The following is an 18,787-nucleotide window of genomic DNA, read 5'->3' on the forward strand; positions in this document are numbered from 1 at the left end:
GAATGGACGGAGTGTGCATGCGAAACGGCGGCGGTGTGCTCGGTCTGCTTGCCCCGGCGACGAGTTGGGGGCTGTTCTGGGGTGGTTGGGCCGCGCTGCTGCCCACCCTTCAGGACGAACTCGGGTTGGACGACGGGAAACTCGGTCTGGCGCTGTTCGCGGTCCCGGTCGCGGCGGTCCCCGCGATGTTGCTGACCGGGCCGCTCGCGCGGCGGCTCGGCCCGCGTACGTTGCCCCTGGTCACCCTCGGGTTCGCGCTCGGCACGCTCGCCGTCGCGGTGGCCGGGTCGCGCTGGACGTTCGCCGCCGCGCTGTTGCTGATCGGCGCGACCAGCGGGGCGATCGAGGTGGCGCTCAACGCCACCACCGCCGCGCGCGAGGCGCTGACCGGTGAGCGGCTGTTCCATCGGGTCCAGGCGGCCACCCCGCTCGCGATGGTCCTGGCCGCCCCGGCGGTCGGTCTCGCGCTGCACGCGGGGGTGTCGGCGCGGGCGATCCTGGTGACCATCGCCGTACTGGTCGCGCTGAGCGCGGCGGCGGCGATCGACCGCCGGCGCTGGCAGGAGGAGGCCGCCGAACCCGGATCGGCGCGCGCCGAGCGGGCGAACGGCCGTCTCCTGATCGCCCTTTCGGTGGTCGGCGCGGTCGGCGGCACGGTGCTGCTGATGGAGAACACCGTCGAGCAGTGGGGTGCGATCCACCTCACCGACAACCTCCACACCGGTCCGTTCCTCGCCTCGTGCGGCCCGGCGGTCTACATGGCGGGCCTGTCCGCCGGCCGACTGCTCGCCCAGTGGCGCGGCGAACGGGTCGGCGACGCCCCGCTGATCCTCGGCGGCGGCGCGCTCGGCGGCCTGGGCCTGGCGCTCGCGGCGGCGGCCTGGTCCACCCCGACCACGCTCGCCGGCTTCGCGCTCGCGGGCGTCGGGTTGGCGCCGGTGTTGCCCACGCTGCTCGCCGCGACCGGTCGCGCGGTCGCCCCGAGCCTTCGCCCGCAGGCGATCTCGCTCGTCACCACCGTGTCCTACGCCGGATTCCTCGGCGCCCCGCCGCTGGTCGGCACCCTGGCCGGCCGGCTGGGTCTGGGCACGGTCCTCGGCGTCGTGGCGCTGTGCGGGGTGGTGGTGATGGTGGGCGCGCGGTCGTTGCGGCTGCTGCCCGCGGAGGCCGGCCCGGGCACGTGCGACCCGGACGGCGCTTCCGACGATCCGGGCGGTTCCGGTGGCTCCGGTGGCTCCGGTGGCTCCGGTGGCTCCGGCGAAGGTGACCGCGCCGAGGGTGTTCGTTCCGACCCACCGCACCACCCACGACCGTCGCGTCGGAAGGGAGTCGCCCGATGACCCGGGTCCTGCTGTTCGGATCGGGGTACATAGCCGGCCACGTCGGCACCCGGTTGACCCGCCTCGGTCACGGCGTCGTGCTCGGTTCGCGCCGGCGCCCCCGCACCCCGGAGACCCGGGGGCTGCGCTGGCTTCCGGTGGACGTGGCCGATCCGCGCGAGGTGCGCACGGTGGTCGACGCGGTCCGTCCCGACGCCGTGGTGGCCGCGCACGGGCCCTCGGACATCACCCGGTGCGAGGCCGATCCGGCGGGCGCGGCCGCCGTGCACGTCGCCGGTGCCCGCCACGTGGTGGCGGCGCTGGCCGGGCGGCCCGCGCGGATGGTGTTGATCTCCACGGACAACGTCTTCCCGGGCCACGCGGACAGTTGCGCCGAGTCCGCGCCGACCTCGCCCGCCAACGCCTACGGGCGGGCCAAGCTCGCCGCCGAGGCCGCCTACCTGTCCGGCGGTGACGCGCTCGTGTTGCGGGTCAGCCTGGTGTACGGCTGGGACCGGGCCGGGCTGCGGCCGAACTTCTTCACCACGTGCGCCGAACGGCTCGGCGCGGGCGCGCCCGTGGCGGTGCCGGACGGGCACTGGAACACCCCGGTGCTGGTCGACGACGTCGCGGCCTGGACCGCCGCCCTGCTCGACTCGCCGCACACGGGCGTGGTGCATCTGGGCGGGCCGCGGCGGTTGTCCCGGGTGCAGTGGGCCCGGCACATCGCGGCGGTGCACGGCGTGGACCCGGCGCTGGTGACCGCCGTGCCACAGCGGGACACCGGGTACGCGTGCCGCCCGCGCAACGCGTGCCTGCACAGCGAACGTGCCGCGCACCTGCCCGAATTGCGCGGCCTGGATCCGGTGGACGTGTTCGCGGCCGACGCCGCGCTGATCGCCACCGCGGTCGGGCCGACGGGCTCGATCGGGTCCTGCGGCCTGCCCGGTTCGACCGCCGACCCGAACACCCTCGCGCCGCCGCGCGCCACCCTCGACACCTCGGCCGACCTCGATGCCTCGGCCGCTCTCGACGCTTCAGCCGCTCTCGACGCTTCAGCCGTTCTCGGAAGGGACCAGCCCTGATGGACCGTCATCTGTTCCTAGCCAGCAAGCGTGCCGCAGTCAGCTTCGCCCCCGATCCGGTGACCGGCGCGCTGCGTCCCTGGCTCGCGCCCGGCGGCACCGGAAACGTGGTCGCCGAACAGGCGGGTGTGCTCGACGTGACCTGGATCGCCAGCGCGGACACCGACGACGATCATCGAGCGGCCCGGGAGAACCCGAACGGTCTGAGTCTGCGCCTGCGTTCGGGCCGCGACATCCGGGTCCGGCTGCTGCGGCACGACCGGGAGACCTTCGACGTCGTGCAGAACTTCATGACCGCGCAGCTGATGTGGGCCGCGAACAACTACGGCTGGGACCGGTGGACCACGCCGACCTTCGGCGCCGAGACCTACACCGCCCTGGAGCGATTCACCGAGTTCACCGAGGACTTCGCCGGTGCCCTGCTCGCCGACTCGGCCGACGTCGCCGATCCGGTGTACCTGGTGCACGACTACCAACTCGTCGGCGTACCGGCTCGATTGCGTGCGGTGCGGGCGACCGCGCCGATCCTGCTGTTCGTGCACATCCCCTGGCCCTCGCCCGACTACTGGCGGATCCTGCCCCGGGCACTGCGGGTGGGCCTGCTCGAAGGCATGTTGCCGGCGACCACGATCGGCTTCTTCGCCGAGCGGTGGTGCCGCAACTTCCTGGACTGCGTGGCGGATCTGATACCCGACGCCGACGTGGACCGCAACGCGGGGGTGATCCGGTGGCGCGGCCGGCGCACGGGGGTGCGCACCATGCCGCTCGGCTACAGCCCGCGCGCGCTCGACGCGGACCATCCCCGCCTGCCGGCGGGGATCGCCGAGTGGGCGGGCGACGCGCCCCTGGTGGTGCACAGCGGCCGGACCGACCCGATGAAGAACGCCGAACGCGCCGTCCGGGCCTTCGTGTCCGCCCATCGCCGGGATCCCCGGGTGCGGTCCTCCCGCATGCTGGTCCGGATGAATCCGAACCGGCTCTACGTCGAGGCGAACGCCGACTACGTCCGGCGGGTGGAGTACACGATCGCCGAGGCGAACGCCGAACTGGGCCCCGACACCGTGCGGTTGCACTGCGACAACGAGGTCGAGCACACCATCGGCTGCTTCCGCCGAGCCGACGTGCTGATCTTCAACTCGACGGTGGACGGCCAGAATCTGAGCACCTTCGAGGCTCCACTGGTCAACGAGCGCGACGCGGACGTGATTCTGTCCGAGATGTGCGGCGCGGCGGAGATCCTGGCCCCGGTCTGCCGCACGATCAACCCGTTCGACCTGGTGGAGCAGGCCGACGCGCTGATCGCCGCGCTGACCGCGTCCTCCGCCGAACGGGCGGCGGCGGCCGAGCGGCGGCGCAAGGTGGCCGAGCCGTGGACGCTGGAGGCGTGGGTCCGCACCCAACTGGAGCGGCTCGACGCGGATCACCGCGATGACTGAGTCGGCCGAGGAGCGCGCCGCCGCGACCGTCGGGGTCGCGCAATACCGGCTGGGCGACGCGCAGTTGGTACGCGGCGAGGGGATCCGCTCGTGGGACGCGAGCGGCCGGGAATACCTGGACTGCGTGTCCGGGACGTTCAATCTGATCCTCGGCCACCACCATCCCGAGGTGATGGCCGCCGTCCGGGCCCAGACCGAGGAACTGGTCTTCGCCTCTTCGTCGTTCCGCACCGAGTCGACCGACCGCCTGATGCGCGACCTGGTCGCTCTGGCCCCGCCGGGCCTGACCCGGGTGAACCTGCGCAGCAGCGGCGGCTCGACCGCCAACGAGGGTGCGATCCGGATCGCCCAGCACCACACCGGCCGGCGCGACGTGATCGTGCCGTTCCGGGGCCACGTCGGCCAGACCATCGCCGCCGCCGCGTACAACGGCAGCAGTCGTATGCGGGCGCCGTTCCACATGCCGCCGCTCGGCGCGGTACACGTGCCCGACGCCTACTGCTTCCGCTGCTTCTACCGGCAGACCCCGGACAGTTGCGGCATGTTGTGCGTGAGCCGGATCGAGGATTTCATCACGTACGCCAGTTCGGGCAGCGTGGCGTGTGTCCTGATCGAGCCGATCAGCGGAATGGGCGGCAACATCGTGCCGCCGCCGGGTTATTTCCCGGCCCTGCGGGCCCTGTGCGACGAGCACGGAATCGTGTTGATCTTCGACGAGATCCAGACCGCGTTCGGCCGCACGGGACAGATGTTCGCGGCCGATCTGTTCGGCGTGGTGCCGCACATGATGACCGTCTCGAAGGGGCTGACCGGCAGCGGACTGCCGCTCGCGGCGATCCTGACCGAGGAGCGCATGGCCGACTGGGACCGCTCGCTGCACGGCTTCACCTACGGCGGCCACAACCTGGCCGCCGCGGCGGCGGTCAAGACGCTGGAGATCGTCCGGCGGCCGGGCTTCCTGGAGAACGTACGCCGGACCGGCGCGATCCTGACCGAGCGGCTGGGGGCTCTGCGGCGGGAGCACCCGATGCTCGGCGACGTGCGTGGGCCCGGGCTGATGCTCGGCCTCGAACTGGTGCGCCCGGACGGGGGCAAGGCTCCGGAGCTCGCGCACGCGTTCCAGCGCGCGCTGCACGCACGGGGTGTACTGACCCGGGTCTCCGAGCACGGGCTCGGCAATGTCATCGAACTGCGTCCGCCGCTGATCCTGACCCCGGCGGAGGCGCATCTGATCGCCGACCGGTTCGGCGAGGCGCTGGCGGTGGTGGCCGCCGAAGCGGTCGGGCGCACCACACACGCGCCCCGAGTCGGCACCGCTCGCCCGGATCGGGCGGGATGAGGGTCGAGTTGGGCCCGCACGGCCCGCACCTGCGGCTCGGCCGACCGCACCCGCCGAAGGGCGAACACCGGGTGCGGATCCGGGTGGAGTTGGCCGGCCTGTGCCGCTCCGACCTGAAGGAGGTGGCCCGCGAGCGGCACGGTCCCAGTCAGTTCGGCCACGAACTGGTCGGCGTGGTCGCCGAGTCCACTTTGCCCGAGGCGCTGCCGGTCGGTGCCCGGGTGGCCCTCGATCCCAATGTGCCGCTCGCGCGCACCAGCGGCTTCGCGACCGAGATGTACGCGGCCGGCCCGGCCGACCGGCTGACCGCCGCGCTGCCCCGGATTCCGGCCGAACTCTCCGACCGGCAGGCGGTCTTCGCCGAACCGCTGGCCTGCGCCGAACACTGCGTCGCGGCCCTGGTCGGGCACACCGGCGTCCCGCTGCTCGGTCGGCGCGTGGTGGTGTTCGGCGCGGGCGCGGCCGGTCTGTGGATCGCCCGCCTCGCCGAACTCGCGGGGGCCGAGGTCACGTTGGCCAATCGCAGCACCGACCGCACCGAGTTCCTGCGGGCGCGCGGCTTCGAGGTACGACCGACCGTGGGCCTGCCGGCATCGGCCTTCGCGGTCGCCGTGATCGCGACCAGCTTCGTGCGCCCGGAGATTCTGGCCGAGGCTCTGCGCACGCTCGTCCCAGACGGGCTGGCCCTGCTCTACGGCGGCACCGCCCCGGGGGACCGGCTCCCGGACCTGGCCTGCGATCTGGACCGGGTCCGGCGTCGCGAGCAGGCGGTGCGCACCACCTGGGCCGGTCGGCCGGTCACCGTGGCCGGCAGCTACGGCACCGGTCGCGCCGACTTCGCCGCCGCGCTGGCGGTGTTGCCGAAGCTGCCCGTGGAGCGCCTGGTGACCGCGGAGATCACGCTCGCCGAACTCCCGGCCGTACTGCGCGCACAGGTGAGCGGTCGGCCGCTGGGCAAGACACTGATCCGACCGCGAGCCGCGACCGCCTCGATGAACGCCACGTAGGATCCCGGACATGACGATCCTCTTGGGGAATTCCGCCCGCAAGCTGCTCGACGCCGCACACCCGGCCGTACTGGCCACCGTGAACCGGGACGGCAGCCCGCAGACCTCGGTGGTGTGGGTGGGTCGCGACGGCAACGACATCCTGATCTCCACCCAGGCCGGCCGGCTCAAGGACCGCAACCTGCGCCGCGACCCGCGCGCGAGCCTGACCATCTACGATCCCGCCGACTTAGACGTCTACGTCGAGATACGCGGCACCACCACGATCACCGAGGACATCGGCCGCCGACTCGCGGTCGAACTGGCCGAAAAGTACGAGGGCCCCGGCGCCGGCACCGAATACCTCAACCTCCCACCGGAGTCGATCCGCGTAATCATACGCCTGACCCCAACCCGAATCACCGGCACCGCAACCAACTGAACCCCACCCCCGACACAGCACAACTCCAGCCCAACCAACCCTCAAAGCCCCCTCAACCGGAGGCCGGGTCCCCCAGCCCGGCCGGCACTTGAGGCCACCTCGGCCGAAGTCCGGTCAACCCAGCCCCGCCGGCGCATGAGACCAAACAGCCCGGCCGGCGTTTGAGGCCACCTCGGCCGGAGGCCGGTCAACCCAGCCCCGCCGGCGTTTGAGGCCAAGTAGCCCGGCCGGCGTTTGAGGCCAAGCAGCCTGGCCGGCGCTTGAGGCCACCTCGGCCGAAGGCCGGGTCAACCCAGCCCCGCCGGCGCATGAGACCAAACAGCCCGGCCGGCGCATGAGGCCAAACAGCCCGGCCGGCGTTTGAGGCCAAGCAGCCTGGCCGGCGTTTGAGGCCACCTCGGCCGGAGGCCGGGTCAACCCAGCCCCGCCGGCGCTTGAGGCCAAACAGCCCGGCCGGCGTTTGAGGCCACCTCGGCCGGAGGCCAGGTCCCCCACAGCCCGGCCGGCGCATGAGGCCCAGCGAGACCGGCCCACCCGGCAAACTCCCGGTAATCCACGCGCGCGGCGCCCGCCACCTCCGTACGCTGCAAGACCATGCGCAAGATCGTCGTCGTCGGCGTCAGCCGAACCGGCAGGCCCGAGTTGGCCGAAGCCCTGGGCACCCGACTCGACCTCCCCGTCACCCACCTGGACACCCTGTACCACCGGGAGGATCGAACCACCGCCCCGCCCGACGAGTTCGCCGACGCGCAACGCGCGCTGATCGCCCGGCCCCGCTGGATCGTGGTCGGCAACTACGCCTCCACACTGCCGATCCGGCTGAGGGCGGCGGACACCGTGGTCTTCCTCGATATCCATCCGCCGGCCGCGATCACCGCGATCCTGGCCCGCCGCCGGCATCCCGAACCAAGCGATCACGACCGGCTCGACCCCGGCGTCCTGCGCTCCGTCCTGGCCTACCGGCACTCGGTCCGCCCCCGGGTGCGCCGACTGCTCGCCGCCCACTCCGCGCCGGACGTCCCCGTACACACCTTCACCACCCGTCGCGCCGCCGACCGCTGGCTCGCCGGCCTGCCGGCGAGCGGCTGAACCGGCAACGGGCGCGCGGTCAGCGGCTGTCGCGCTGGTCCAGGCCCGACCCCGGCGCTATCTCCGGCGCGTCGAGCAGCGAGGACTCGACGCCGCCGACGCCCCAGCCGTACGCGAGCTTGTGCACCTCCAGCACGAAGAAGGAGTCGGTGGAGAGCACCCCGTCGATCAACAGCAGGCGCCGGTTGAGCAGGTCGGTGAAGTGGTCGGTGTCCCGGCAGATCACCTCGACCATCACGTCGTACTGCCCGGCGACCATCACCACGTACGACGTCTCGGGCAACTCGCGCAGTTCCCGGCACACTTCCCGGGCGCTGCCGGGCCGTACCCGCATGCCGATCATCGCGAGCCGGTCGAACCCGATGGTGAGCGGGTTGGCGATGCCTACGATCTGGAGCGTCCCGCTCTCCTCCAGGCGCTGCACCCGATAGCGCACCGAGGACGCCGGGATGCCCAGGTCCTCGGCGATCTGCTTGTACGCGCGCCGGCCGTCGGCCTGGAGGATGGCGATGATGCGCCGGTCGATGTCGTCCAGCGGGCCTGCAGGGGTCATGCGGCTGCTCCGGGTCTGCTGCGGCGCCGGGTTCGGCGCGTGTACCTGTTCCTGATCTCCGGCGGCCATCTTCCCCTGTTCCCGCCGGTCCCCGGATCCGGCGCCCGCGTGGTTCACGAGTCGAAGCCCAGTCCGAGCCGGTCCAGTGAGCGCAGCCACAGGTTGCGTCGGCCGTGCGCGTCCTCGCGGGCCATCGACCAGCGGGTGGCCTGGATGCCGATCCAGCGCGCGGGCTCGGGCGGGAACGGAATCGGCTTGCGCTTGATCATGGCGAGTTCGGTACGTTCCGACCGGGTGCCGGCGAGCAGGTCCAACATCACCTCGGCGCCGAACCGGGTGGCCCCGACGCCGAGTCCGGTGAAGCCGAGCGCGTAGCCGACCCGGCCGGCCGCGGCCGTGCCGGCGAACATGCAGAACCGGGTGGTCGAGTCGATCACGCCGCCCCACGCGTGCGAGAAGGCGACGTCGGCGAGCGGCGGGAAGGTCGCGGCGAACTGCTCGGCGAGGATGTCGAAGGTCTCCGGGCGCTGGGTCAGCGCCTCGTCGACCCTGCTGCCGAACGGGTAGATGGCGTCGTAGCCGCCCCACAGGATGCGGTTGTCGGCGGTCTTGCGCAGGTAGTGGAACTGGTTGCCCGCGTCGGTGACGCCGTGCTCGCCGGTCCAGCCGATCGCGGCGAGTTGTTCGTCCGTCAGCGGCTCGGTGGTGAGCGCGTAGTCGTACACCGGGACCATGCTCAGACCGAGCCGGCGCAGCAGCGGCGGGTAGATGTTGGTGGCGAGCGCGACCCGGCGGGCGGCGACGAGCCCGTAGGCGGTGCTCAGCCGGACCGCGTCGGCGGGCTTGGTGTCGATCGCGGTGACCTCGGTACGCTCGACGATCCGCACACCGGCGTCCAGGCAGGCTCGGCGCAGCCCCCAGACCAGGCGCGCGGGATCCAGGAGCGCGTAGTCGGGCTGCCACACGCCCGCCGCCCACAGCGGCGAGTCGACGTAGCCGCGCAGCGCGTCCCCTTCCAGGTATTCGGCCTTCTCCCCATACCGATGGGCAACCCCCACCGACGCCCGCAGGGACTCGGCCTGCCAGGGAGTGGCGGCAACGGCGACCTTGCCGGTACGCCCGAATCCACACTCGATCTCATGCGTGTCCAGGTCACGCTCGAACGCATCGAGGTTGCGCGCGCCCAGGCGCTGCAACGTATCGATCTCGTCCGGCCACCGCTGCAGCCCGTTGGCCAGCCCATGGGTGAGACTCGGCGAACAGAACCCCCCGTTGCGCCCGCTGGCGGCATGTCCACAGGTGCCCTGCTCGAGCACGAGCACATCCCGCCCGGGATCGCGCTGCTTGGCGATCAACGCGGTCCAGAGCCCGGTATACCCGCCACCAACCACGGCCAGATCGACCCGAACGTCCCCTACGAGCCGCGCCAATGGCTCGGGACGCTCGATCCGATCCAACCAAAACGGTTCCTGGGCAGCATCACGCAAGGCAATGCGGTGACTCGGGCTCATGCGGTTCCCTACGGGGTAGTGACCGGTATTCCAAAGGCAGCCAAATTCGCCCTCAACCGCCGGCCGGGGCTGTCGGCCTCAAACGCCGGCCGGGCTACTTGGCCTCAAACGCCGGCCCGGCTCAAGTGGCCTCAATCGCCGGCCCGGCTATCTGGCCTCAAGCGCCGGCCAGGCTTTTGGCCTCAAACGCCGGCCGGGCTATCCATCGCTCGGTCCGCGAAATCCAGCCCGGCCGGCGTTTGAGGCCACCTCGGCCGAAGGCCGGGTCAACCCAGCCCAGCCGGCGCGGGAGGCCAAACAGCCCGGCCGGCGTTTGAGGCCACCTCGGCCGAAGGCCGGGTCAACCCAGCCCAGCCGGCGCGGGAGGCCAAACAGCCCGGCCGGCGTTTGAGGCCAAACAGCCCGGCCGGCGTTTGAGGCCACCTCGGCCGGAGGCCGGGTTACTCAGCCCGGCCGGCGATTGAGGCCAAAAGCCTGACCGGCGATCGAGGCCCGGGCGTTTACAGGTTGATCACACCCGTGCGGAGATCGGACATGTCCAAGAGCGTGTGCTTGCCCCCGATCCGCCCCCACCCCGTACCCCGATTCCCGGCCCCGCCGAACGGCATGTTCACGTCCCAAAAACACGTGCTGTCGTTCACCACGACCTGCCCCACCGCCATCTCCTCCACAAACCGATACGCCGCCCGCATACTCCGCGTGAACACCGCCCCCTGAAGCCCCAACTTGTCGTCGTTCGCCAGGCGCAACGCATCGTCCTCGTCCACCGCCGTGATGATCGGCACCACCGGCCCGAACGACTCCTCCCGCGACAGCAGACTGTCCACGGGAACCTCGTCCACCACGGTGAACTCGTAGTACAGCTCGGTCGGCATCCCCACCCGGCGCTTGCCGCCCAACAGCACCTTCGCGCCCCGCTCGTGCGCATCCGCGATGTGCCGATCCATCTTCGCGGCCACACCCTCGTTGTTCAGCGACCCCAGATTCGTGGCCGCATCGAACGGGTCACCGAGCACCACATCCTCGGCGGCCCGCAACACCGCCGCCACGAACGCGTCGTGCACCGCGTCGACCACGATCACCCGCTCGGTGGCGCAGCAGACCTGCCCGGCGCACAGGTACGCGCCGTACACCGCGGCCTTGGCGGCGGCAGCCAGGTCGGCGTCCTCCAGCACGACGAGCGGCCCGTTGCCGGAGCACTCCATGATCGAGCGCTTGAGCCCGGCGGCGGCCTGGATCTTGGCGCCGGTGGCGGAGGACCCGATGAAGCCGATCGCGTCGATGCCGTCGTGCCGCACGAGCGCGTCGCCCGTGGCGCCCTCGCCCGGGAGGATGTTGATCAGGCCCTCGGGCACCCCGGCGGCGACGAACGCCTCCATCGCCTTGAGCACCGTCAGCGGCGTGTTGGCCGGCGGCTTGACCACGTGCGCGTTGCCCGTGGCCAGCCCCGGGGCGACGAACTCGGCGAGCATGAGCAGCGGGAAGTTCCAGGGGGTGATGATGCCCCAGGTGCCGACCGGCGCGTAGAAGGTCCACATGCGCTTCGTACCGTCGGTGGAGGGCATCGTCTCGCCGTGCAGCCGGACCGCGTCCTCGGCGTGCAGGTGGAAGAGCTGCGCGGCCTCCTCGATGTCGGCGACCGACTCGGCGAGGGGCTTGCCCTGCTCCAGCGTCTGGAGGCGGGCCAGCTCGTCGACCCGCTTGGTGATCTCGTCGCCGATGCGGTGACACAACTCCGCGCGCTGCCAGACGTTGACCCTGGCCCACGCGCGCTGCGCGGTGTTGGCGGCGCCGACGGCCCGGTCCAGGTCGGCGGCGGTGGGCACCGGGACGGTGGCCACGTGCTCGCCGGTGACCGGGCTGATCACGTCGTAGCCCTCGGTGCCGGAGCCGTCGACGTAGGCGCCGTTGATGAAGAACTGGTGGCGGGCGGGGCCGTTGCTGCTCATGCGGGGGGATCCCTCTCTGTCCTCGGGCGGCGTGGGTTCAGACTTCATCAGCAACTTTGACCTGTCAATAGATCTCAATGAGCAACTTCGACGGCCATCATTTGTCGAACGAACAAACAACAACCCTTGACGTGGTTGAAAACCCGGATCTATAACAGGGCCATCAGCAGGGCAACCGGCAGGTCCGACGACGGCGCCGACAGCAGCGCGTCCGGAGCCCGCGACTCCCTCCCCCAAGCGGCCGTCCCCCGGGAACCTCCACCGGCCGCTCCCACCCCGCGAAGGGGAAACGTATGTCCGCAGCACCACAACCGGCCGCGCCCGGCTCGACCGGTACCGCCGCCGACACCGTGGCCGACCCGCCCGCGCTCGCCAAGAAGATGCGCTGGTACGACGGCTTCGCGATGTCCCTGACCATGCCCGCCGCGCTGATCGCCTCGCTCGGCGCCTCGATCGGCGGCCTCGGCGCGTGGGGCGCGATCGCCCTGTGGGCCGGTTCGATGCTCCTGGCCACGATCGCCAACTGGATCTACACCGAGTTGGCCGCGATGTTCCCCGAGTCGTCCGGCGGAATCGCGCACTACGCGACCGAGGGTTGGAAGAAGCGCGCGCCGTTCGTCGGCCCTTTGGCCAGCATCGGCTATTGGTTTCCCTGGACCACCGCGCTGTCCGTGTACGCGGGCATCATCGGCTCGCTGGTCCAGGCCCAGTGGTTCCAGGGCCAGGACTGGACCCTGGATCTGGGCTTCGCCGAGCTGACCTTCCCGATCGTGGTCGGCATCGCGGTGATCGTGCTGCTCTTCGGCGCGGCGATGTTCGGCCTGCACGTCGCGATGTGGGTCGTCTACGTCACCGGCGGCATGCTGCTCGTCCCGCTCGTGGTGTTCATCGTGCTGCCGTTCGCCAGTGGCGACTGGAGCGCGAGCAACCTGCACTGGAATCTGCACGGCGCGGCCGGCATCCGCGAGTCGCTGGTGTGGCTGTACGTGATGGCCTGGACGTCGTTCGGCGTCGAGGTCTGCGCGACGTTCGCCCCGGAGTACAAGGACACCGTCAAGGACACCTCGCGGGCGCTGCGCGCGGGTGTGCTGTTCTCGCTCGGCGTGTTCATCCTGCTGCCGCTGGCGCTGGCCGGCTACGTCGGCGAGGAGAAGATCGGGCTCGACCCGACCACGTTCTACGTCGGCGCGTTCAACGACCTGGTGGGCGGCGCGGCCGACCTGATGGTGGTCTTCCTGATCGCCTCGCTGCTGCTGATCATGATCACCGGCCTGGCCGACGGCTCGCGCGTGCTCTACAACATGGGCAAGGAGGGCACCACGATCAAGCAGGTCGGCGTGCTCAACCGGCGCGGCGTGCCGGCGCGGGCGCTGATGATCGCCCTCGTGGTCAACGTGGTCATCCTGATCGCGCTCAAGACCCCGCTCGCGATCATCGTGACCGGCAACCTGGGCTACATCCTCACCCACGTACTGGCCATCTCGGGCTTCGCCATGCTGCGCAGGGACCGCCCGGACCTGCCCCGACCGATCCGGCTGCCGAGCTTCTTCGTCCCGCTGGCCTGGCTGCTCGCCGCTTTCCTGGCCGTGGTGTTGGTGGTCGGTGCGACCGGCTTCTCCATCACCGGCTACGGCGGCTTCAAGGAACTGGGCATCGCCTGCGGGGTGTTGATCGTCGGCGTGGCGCTCTGGCTCTACCGCACCAGGGTCCAGGACCCGCGCGACGCGGCACACGTGGGTACGGCCGAACGGTAGTTCCGATCGGCCGGCCGCCGTTCGCGTCCCCGTTTCACGAGGCGGTGTGCAGGTTCTGTTTCGGAGTTCGGCCCGTTTGCTTCTTTGCCCGGTTGCCGCAGGTGTTCATCGAGCACCAACGGCGGGTGCCGGGGCGGGATTCGTCCAGGAACAGGGCTCCGCAGAGCGGGCCGGCGCAGGCTCTGACGCGGGTGATCGCGTCGGAGTCGACCAGGTCGATCGCGTCCCGGGCGACCAGCGACAGGGTGGCGGAGAGTGGGTCCGGCGCGCTCCAGCGCACCCGCCCCCACGCGTCCACCGCCGGGGCCGGGGTCACGGCGGCGGCGGCGCGGTTGACCCGCTCTCGGCCCACGGATCGCCAGGCGGCCAACCCCTCGCCCCGGCAGGCCACCACGATCAGTTCGTGGATGGCCTCGCGCAACTGCCGGGCGTCGGCCACCGATACGGCGGCGAAGGGGGCGACGGCGACGATCCCGCCGCCCGGGCCGAACTGCCGTACCCACGCGAACAGGGCTTCCGCGTCCGGTAGTTCCTCGACCTCCTGCGGCGTACCCCGGCGGCTCAGGGTGCGGATGAAGTCCAGGGCGAGCCGGCCCGCTCCGTGGCGGAATCGACGGGTGTCGGCGGCGGATCGCGGCATACCCGACAGCGTACTCGCGAACCGGTTTGACCGGTATGGCCCGGAACGCCGGCGCGGAGTACCGCGACCGGCTATTCGGGGGCCGCCGCGATCCGGTCGCGCAGTTCCAGATAGCGGCCGCGGCGATCCGGGCGGGCGTGCGCGGCGGCCTTGCGCAGTGCCGGCAGGACCGCGACCCCGATCCGGGCCAGGCCCTCGCCGGCGGCTTCGCGGATCACCGGGTCGGCGTCCGCGAACAGGGTGATCAGGGACGGCACGGCCGGCTGCCAACCGGCGTGCGACAGCGTGCGGATCGCGCCTCGGACGACGTCCCGTCGCGGATCGTCGAGCAACTGCTCGGTGTGTCGCAGGTATTCGGTGCGGTCGAGCACCCGCCGCGAGATCCGGTGTGCGTGCAGGCGCACACGCGGGTGCGCGTGACCGAGCAACTCGGCGACCAGGGCGCGTACTTCCGGATCGGCGCCGTGTTCGTCGGCGAGCCGGGACAGCGCCCGTCGGGCCTGCTCGGGGGCGTCGGCCCTTACCGTGGCGATCAGTCCGTCGCGGGTGGGGCGCTCGGCACCGGGCGGCACGGTCCGGGTGCGCAGCGACACCAGGGCAAGGCCGTTGCGATCGGGGCCGGGTGCGCGGAGTACGCCGCCGACCAGGGTCAATCGGTCGGCGAGCGCCATGCGCCCCTCGGCGCGCAGCCGGCGTACGGTCTCGGTCAGTTCCGGAGTGCGCCGCATCGTGCGATCGAGCAGCAGGTCGAGGCAGCCCAGGGCGCCGGCGTCCAGTCGGGCGCGGAGGGCTTCGGCGAGGACGTCGGCGGACATCGCGCGGGTGGCGGAGAGTACCGCCGCCCGCACCGTGGGCGTGCCCTGCTCCCACCACGAGACGAGCTGCGGAGCCGCGCGTTCCAGGTCCTCCGGGGCCATGACCGCGCACAGTCGCGCGGCCCGGGTACGGGCGAGGTCGGCGTCCGGGCGGGTGAGCACGCCGGCGGGGTCGGTGTCGTCGACGAGGTCGAGCAGGGTGGTGGCGAGGGGTCGCAGGAGGTGCGCGGGCAGGTCGACGGCGCCGCGCAGGTGGGCGTCCAGGACCACGCGTCGGGTGGCCGGCTCGGCCCAGTCGCACAGGGTCTCGGCGGCGGCCGTGCGGCGGCGCGGGTCGGCGGCGGCGAGCAGGGCCACCAGACGCTCGCGTTGCGGGGTCGAGCGTGGCTGGTCGAGGTCCTCCGCGTGCGGGAGACGGGTGGCGGCACCGGTGCGGGCGGACCGCCGGGCCCGGGCGGCCCGTTCGGCCGACATCCACGGCGGCGCGTCGATCGGCTGGAGTCGGGTCAGCCAGTCGAGCAGGGGTGCGCGGGTGTCGGGCGCGGCGCTCGGGAACGCGTCGATCAGGGCGGCGAGCCGCGTCCGGGAGTCCGGGTCGGCGGCGGTCTCGGTCTCGGCCCGGAACGCGGCGAGCGTCTGCGGCGAGCGCACGGCGGCATCGAGCCCGGACCGCCAGGCATCGAGCAGCGCGACCCGTTCGAGGTCCCGGGCCCCGGAGCCGCCGGCGTCCGGCCCACCCTCCGGTCGGAACGCCTCGTCGAGCAGCGCGACTTCGGCCTCCCAGGGGTTCGCTCCCGACCGCGCTCCGGCGAGTGCGCGCTCCACGTCCTCGCGAGTGCGGACGGCTCCGCAACCTCGCAGCACCGCCAGAGGGGCCCGGCCCGCGAAGGCCGGGTCCGGCAATGCGCGGATCCGGCGGGCGAGGTCGAACGCGGCGATCTCGGCCAACGAGCCCGCGATCGCCTCCAGGATCGCGCCGACTCCGTCCACCGTGCCGAGTTCGGCCGCGAGCACGTCGTATGCGTCGGCGAACGCGGCGCGTTCGGCATCCGACCACGGCGCGGGACAGGCCGCCACCACGAACCGCAACACCGCCGCCCGATCGGCCGGCCGGCACCGCGCCAGAGCGAGCATCTGCGGCAACGCCCTTCGCAGGACCGCCTGTTGGTCGAGCGTCGCCGCCTTCGGCCCACGCCGGACCAACCGCACCACGGCCGGCACGTCGTGGTCGCGCCGGCGGGCCGGGGTGAGCAGATCGGCCCGGAGTTCCCGGTCCTCCTCCGACACCTCGGCCGCCGGCTTCGGCACCGTGATGTCGTGGGCCGCGAACTCCTCGGCCAGGTCCGGGAGGCCGCCGTCCCGCAGTTCGAAGTCCCCTCGCGCCAACCCGGCAAGCATCGGCTCCGCGACCGGCGAGCCTCGGCGCACCAGCGCCGCCATCGCACCGGTGGACCACTCCCGGTCCAGGGCCTGGATCAGCAGCGCACGTTCTCGCGCATGCGTCGCCCGCTCCGCCGCCTCCAGGACCCGTGCCCGGTACGCCGGTCCGAGCACCGCCCCGAGCGCCGCGGTCAACGAGTCGCGCAGACCGGGGTTGTCGTGCCGCCCGAGCCACCCGAGCAGCGCCGAGACCTGCCTCGGCGTGCCGGCGTCGATCAGCGCCTCCGCCGCCGTCTTCGCGACGTTCATCACCGGATGCTCCAGGCACGCCGCGATCGCCTCCCCCGCCCATCGGGCCCGCATCCGGCCCAGCGCGCGCAGGGCCTGACGCACCGTTCGCGGATCCGCGGAGGCGGTGAGCGGGATCAGGCTCGCGGACAACGAACGGGCGGCGTCCGGGTCCCGGGCGAGCAGCGCGATGGCGTGCTTCCGCACGTCCGGGTCGCGGTGCCGGATCAGGCGGTGGATACGGTCCTTGACGCCGGGCCGAGCCCGATGCGTACCGCACCCGGTCGCCTCGTGGCCCCGGGACAGCAGTTCGAGCAGGACGACCAGTTCGGCGTCGGTGACGCCCTCGCGGTCGATCACATCCAGCGTGATGCCGCGGACGAGTTCGGCGCGCGCCGCCTTCGGGTCGGTCGCGGCGAGCAGATACACCGGACGCAACGCACTGCGCCGGTACAGGCGTTCGCCGAGCCCGCCGATCGCCTCGACCACCTCGTCCGGCACCACCGGCTCGGCGATCTCCTCGCCCCGGTTCGCCACCAGGTCGCTCACCACCCGCAGCAGCAGGTCGGCGAGCGCCGGAATGGTCCGCGCGTCGCCGTTGCGGGCGATCCGGCACAGTGCGGCGACCGGACGGTCCGCGTCGATGTCCGCGGTGAGCAGGGCGAGTTCGTCCGGGTCCGGCATCCCGAGGTCGGCCGCGATCCGCTCGGGCAGTGCCCGTCGGTCGAGTCGGGCCCGCAACTCCCGGCGCCGGTGCGGATCGTCGGTGAGGTGCCACGACACCTCCAGCGCGAGGTCGGCCACCCCGCGCAGATGCGGCACCACCACCCCGCCCGGGTCGGCCACCCCCAGCCCTTCGCGCAACGCCGTGACCGTACGCGGCCCGCCGATCGCCTCCAACGCGCGCAACGCGGCCCGGGGCGCCCGGGGCAACGCGGCCAGTACGGCCTCCTCCGCGCCCGTGTACCGCAACGCGCGAAGGGCGGCCAGTACGGGCTCCGGCCGACCGTCACCGGCCAACCGAGCGGTCAGCATGTCGCCGACCGGCAGATCGGGGGCGCCCTGCGCGGCCAGCGCGGACAGCAGTTCCACGCATCGGGGCCAATCCGGGTGATCGTCCGCGACGGCGCTCAGCACCCGCAGCACCTCGTGCCGCACCGTGTACAGCACGATCGCCACGTCGACCGCGGCAACGCGGTGGTCGGCGAGCGCCATGGTGATCACGGCGGGCACGTCCTCGTCCCGGACGAAGTGCCCGCGCCGATGCATCGCCCCCAGACAGGCCACGATCGACTCTGCGAACAGCAGCGGATCCGCCTCGGCGATTCCCAACAGCTCGCCCACATCGCCGCGTTCGGCGAAGTCACCGATCGCGGCGAGGGCGCGCTGCCGCTGTCGTCCCGGCAACCCGGGATCCGCGGCCACCTCACGCAGCAGGCCGATCGTCCCGAAGCGCGCGGCGACCTCCACCGCGTCCGGAAACTCCGGCAGCAGTCGGCGCAGCGCCCGCTCCATCCCGGCCGGGATCTCCTCGGCGGCCCACGGCGCGGCCAACTCCGCCAACGCCCCCGCCACCACCTCGGCACCGGCGGCCGGATCCAGCAACTCGACCAGCCTGGCGCGGGCCTGCCCGGGCCCGATCAACGCATCGGCCAACGCCTGCCGCACCACCCGCAGCGCCGCCGCGCGCAACACCGGATCCGGCCGCGCCGACAGCCCGTCCAGCAGGGCCCCGACGTCGTCCACCGCGCCGGCGTCGATCCCCTCGACCGCCCGGTACAACTCCTCCCCCGCCGGCTCGGCCCGCACCGTCGCCTCGGGCCGGGCAAGGATCTCCGCCCGCAGCCAGGCGATCCGCACCCGGGCCGGCCACCCCGCGGCGCGCCGGTCCGGGAGGGGGACACGCAACCGCGCGTACACCTCGGCGAGCACCAAAGCCGCCTCGGCCGATCCGGCCGACACATGCGGCAACAAAGCCGCCGCCTCGCCGTCCGCACCACCCCCGGGCCGCCCGACCCGCTCCCGAAGCAACACCACCCCGAGGTGTCGCAGCGTCGGGTCCCCGTGCGCGACCAGGACCCGCAGCACCGGAATCGGGCACGGAACCCCGTCGAAGTACGCCGAGAGCCACGCGGCGCCGGCCCGCGCCACGGCAAGCGACACGGCGTCCTGCCCGGGGATCGTCATCGCTCGATCCTAGG

At 72.5% G+C, this 18,787-nt stretch carries 13 protein-coding genes; 8 read left to right on the plus strand and 5 right to left on the minus strand.

The genetic code is table 11. The features are described 5' to 3' along the window. The first annotated feature begins 17 nt into the window (after positions 1 to 17). From B4N89_RS02975 to B4N89_RS03005, 7 genes are all read left to right on the plus strand, one after another. On the plus strand, positions 18 to 1,340 hold the full coding sequence (locus tag B4N89_RS02975) for an MFS transporter (RefSeq protein WP_161500603.1): 1,323 nt from the start codon (positions 18 to 20) through the stop codon (positions 1,338 to 1,340). Beyond that, a complete protein-coding gene (locus tag B4N89_RS02980) occupies positions 1,337 to 2,404 on the plus strand; it encodes an SDR family oxidoreductase (RefSeq protein WP_078974315.1) in 1,068 nt (355 codons plus the stop codon). The genes B4N89_RS02975 and B4N89_RS02980 overlap by 4 nt, the downstream gene beginning before the upstream one ends. Beyond that, entirely contained in the window at positions 2,404 to 3,840 is a 1,437-nt protein-coding gene (locus B4N89_RS02985; RefSeq protein WP_078974316.1) for a trehalose-6-phosphate synthase, read from the plus strand. The genes B4N89_RS02980 and B4N89_RS02985 overlap by 1 nt, the downstream gene beginning before the upstream one ends. Further along, the gene (locus B4N89_RS02990; protein WP_078974317.1) at positions 3,833 to 5,179 is read left to right on the plus strand and encodes an aspartate aminotransferase family protein; all 1,347 of its coding nucleotides are present in this window, start codon (positions 3,833 to 3,835) and stop codon (positions 5,177 to 5,179) included. Before B4N89_RS02985 ends, B4N89_RS02990 begins: the two co-directional genes overlap by 8 nt. Further along, the gene (locus B4N89_RS02995) at positions 5,176 to 6,186 is read left to right on the plus strand and encodes an alcohol dehydrogenase catalytic domain-containing protein (protein ID WP_078974318.1); all 1,011 of its coding nucleotides are present in this window, start codon (positions 5,176 to 5,178) and stop codon (positions 6,184 to 6,186) included. Before B4N89_RS02990 ends, B4N89_RS02995 begins: the two co-directional genes overlap by 4 nt. A 10-nt stretch (positions 6,187 to 6,196) precedes the next feature. Then, on the plus strand, positions 6,197 to 6,607 hold the full coding sequence (locus tag B4N89_RS03000) for a PPOX class F420-dependent oxidoreductase (protein ID WP_078974319.1): 411 nt from the start codon (positions 6,197 to 6,199) through the stop codon (positions 6,605 to 6,607). Positions 6,608 to 7,201: 594 nt separating this feature from the next. Next, positions 7,202 to 7,696, plus strand: coding sequence for a hypothetical protein (locus tag B4N89_RS03005; protein ID WP_078974320.1), 495 nt, complete (start codon positions 7,202 to 7,204; stop codon positions 7,694 to 7,696). Between the two features lie 19 nt (positions 7,697 to 7,715). Here B4N89_RS03005 and B4N89_RS03010 read toward each other — a convergent pair whose 3' ends face one another. The 3 genes from B4N89_RS03010 to B4N89_RS03020 all read right to left on the minus strand — a co-directional run bounded on the left by B4N89_RS03010 (position 7,716) and on the right by B4N89_RS03020 (position 11,709). Continuing rightward, positions 7,716 to 8,249, minus strand: coding sequence for an Lrp/AsnC family transcriptional regulator (locus B4N89_RS03010; protein ID WP_078979069.1), 534 nt, complete (start codon positions 8,247 to 8,249; stop codon positions 7,716 to 7,718). Positions 8,250 to 8,362: 113 nt separating this feature from the next. Next, a complete protein-coding gene (locus B4N89_RS03015; protein WP_078974321.1) occupies positions 8,363 to 9,760 on the minus strand; it encodes an NAD(P)/FAD-dependent oxidoreductase in 1,398 nt (465 codons plus the stop codon). A 500-nt stretch (positions 9,761 to 10,260) separates the two neighbouring features. Beyond that, positions 10,261 to 11,709, minus strand: a complete 1,449-nt coding sequence (locus tag B4N89_RS03020; protein WP_078974322.1) for an aldehyde dehydrogenase family protein — start codon at positions 11,707 to 11,709, stop codon at positions 10,261 to 10,263. 293 nt (positions 11,710 to 12,002) lie between these two features. On the opposite strand from B4N89_RS03020, the gene B4N89_RS03025 reads away from it, so the two are divergent. Continuing rightward, positions 12,003 to 13,463, plus strand: a complete 1,461-nt coding sequence (locus B4N89_RS03025; RefSeq protein WP_078974323.1) for an APC family permease — start codon at positions 12,003 to 12,005, stop codon at positions 13,461 to 13,463. 34 nt (positions 13,464 to 13,497) lie between these two features. Here the strand turns inward: B4N89_RS03025 and B4N89_RS03030 are convergent, their stop codons facing one another. Then, the gene (locus B4N89_RS03030; RefSeq protein ID WP_078974324.1) at positions 13,498 to 14,103 is read right to left on the minus strand and encodes a CGNR zinc finger domain-containing protein; all 606 of its coding nucleotides are present in this window, start codon (positions 14,101 to 14,103) and stop codon (positions 13,498 to 13,500) included. Positions 14,104 to 14,174: 71 nt separating this feature from the next. Beyond that, positions 14,175 to 18,773 carry a HEAT repeat domain-containing protein gene (locus tag B4N89_RS03035; protein ID WP_078974325.1) on the minus strand — a complete coding sequence of 1,533 codons (4,599 nt, stop codon included), beginning with the start codon at positions 18,771 to 18,773 and terminating at the stop codon, positions 14,175 to 14,177. Positions 18,774 to 18,787: the final 14 nt, after the last annotated feature.

It is taken from the genome of Embleya scabrispora (genome assembly GCF_002024165.1).
Taxonomy (GTDB): domain Bacteria; phylum Actinomycetota; class Actinomycetes; order Streptomycetales; family Streptomycetaceae; genus Embleya; species Embleya scabrispora_A.

Coding starts and splice junctions, on each gene's coding strand:
- B4N89_RS02975 (WP_161500603.1), top strand. CDS start 18: ATGCGAAACGGCGGCGGTGTGCTCGGTCTGCTTGCCCCGGCGACGAGT.
- B4N89_RS02980 (WP_078974315.1), top strand. CDS start 1,337: ATGACCCGGGTCCTGCTGTTCGGATCGGGGTACATAGCCGGCCACGTC.
- B4N89_RS02985 (WP_078974316.1), top strand. CDS start 2,404: ATGGACCGTCATCTGTTCCTAGCCAGCAAGCGTGCCGCAGTCAGCTTC.
- B4N89_RS02990 (WP_078974317.1), top strand. CDS start 3,833: ATGACTGAGTCGGCCGAGGAGCGCGCCGCCGCGACCGTCGGGGTCGCG.
- B4N89_RS02995 (WP_078974318.1), top strand. CDS start 5,176: ATGAGGGTCGAGTTGGGCCCGCACGGCCCGCACCTGCGGCTCGGCCGA.
- B4N89_RS03000 (WP_078974319.1), top strand. CDS start 6,197: ATGACGATCCTCTTGGGGAATTCCGCCCGCAAGCTGCTCGACGCCGCA.
- B4N89_RS03005 (WP_078974320.1), top strand. CDS start 7,202: ATGCGCAAGATCGTCGTCGTCGGCGTCAGCCGAACCGGCAGGCCCGAG.
- B4N89_RS03010 (WP_078979069.1), bottom strand. CDS start 8,249: ATGACCCCTGCAGGCCCGCTGGACGACATCGACCGGCGCATCATCGCC.
- B4N89_RS03015 (WP_078974321.1), bottom strand. CDS start 9,760: ATGAGCCCGAGTCACCGCATTGCCTTGCGTGATGCTGCCCAGGAACCG.
- B4N89_RS03020 (WP_078974322.1), bottom strand. CDS start 11,709: ATGAGCAGCAACGGCCCCGCCCGCCACCAGTTCTTCATCAACGGCGCC.
- B4N89_RS03025 (WP_078974323.1), top strand. CDS start 12,003: ATGTCCGCAGCACCACAACCGGCCGCGCCCGGCTCGACCGGTACCGCC.
- B4N89_RS03030 (WP_078974324.1), bottom strand. CDS start 14,103: ATGCCGCGATCCGCCGCCGACACCCGTCGATTCCGCCACGGAGCGGGC.
- B4N89_RS03035 (WP_078974325.1), bottom strand. CDS start 18,773: ATGACGATCCCCGGGCAGGACGCCGTGTCGCTTGCCGTGGCGCGGGCC.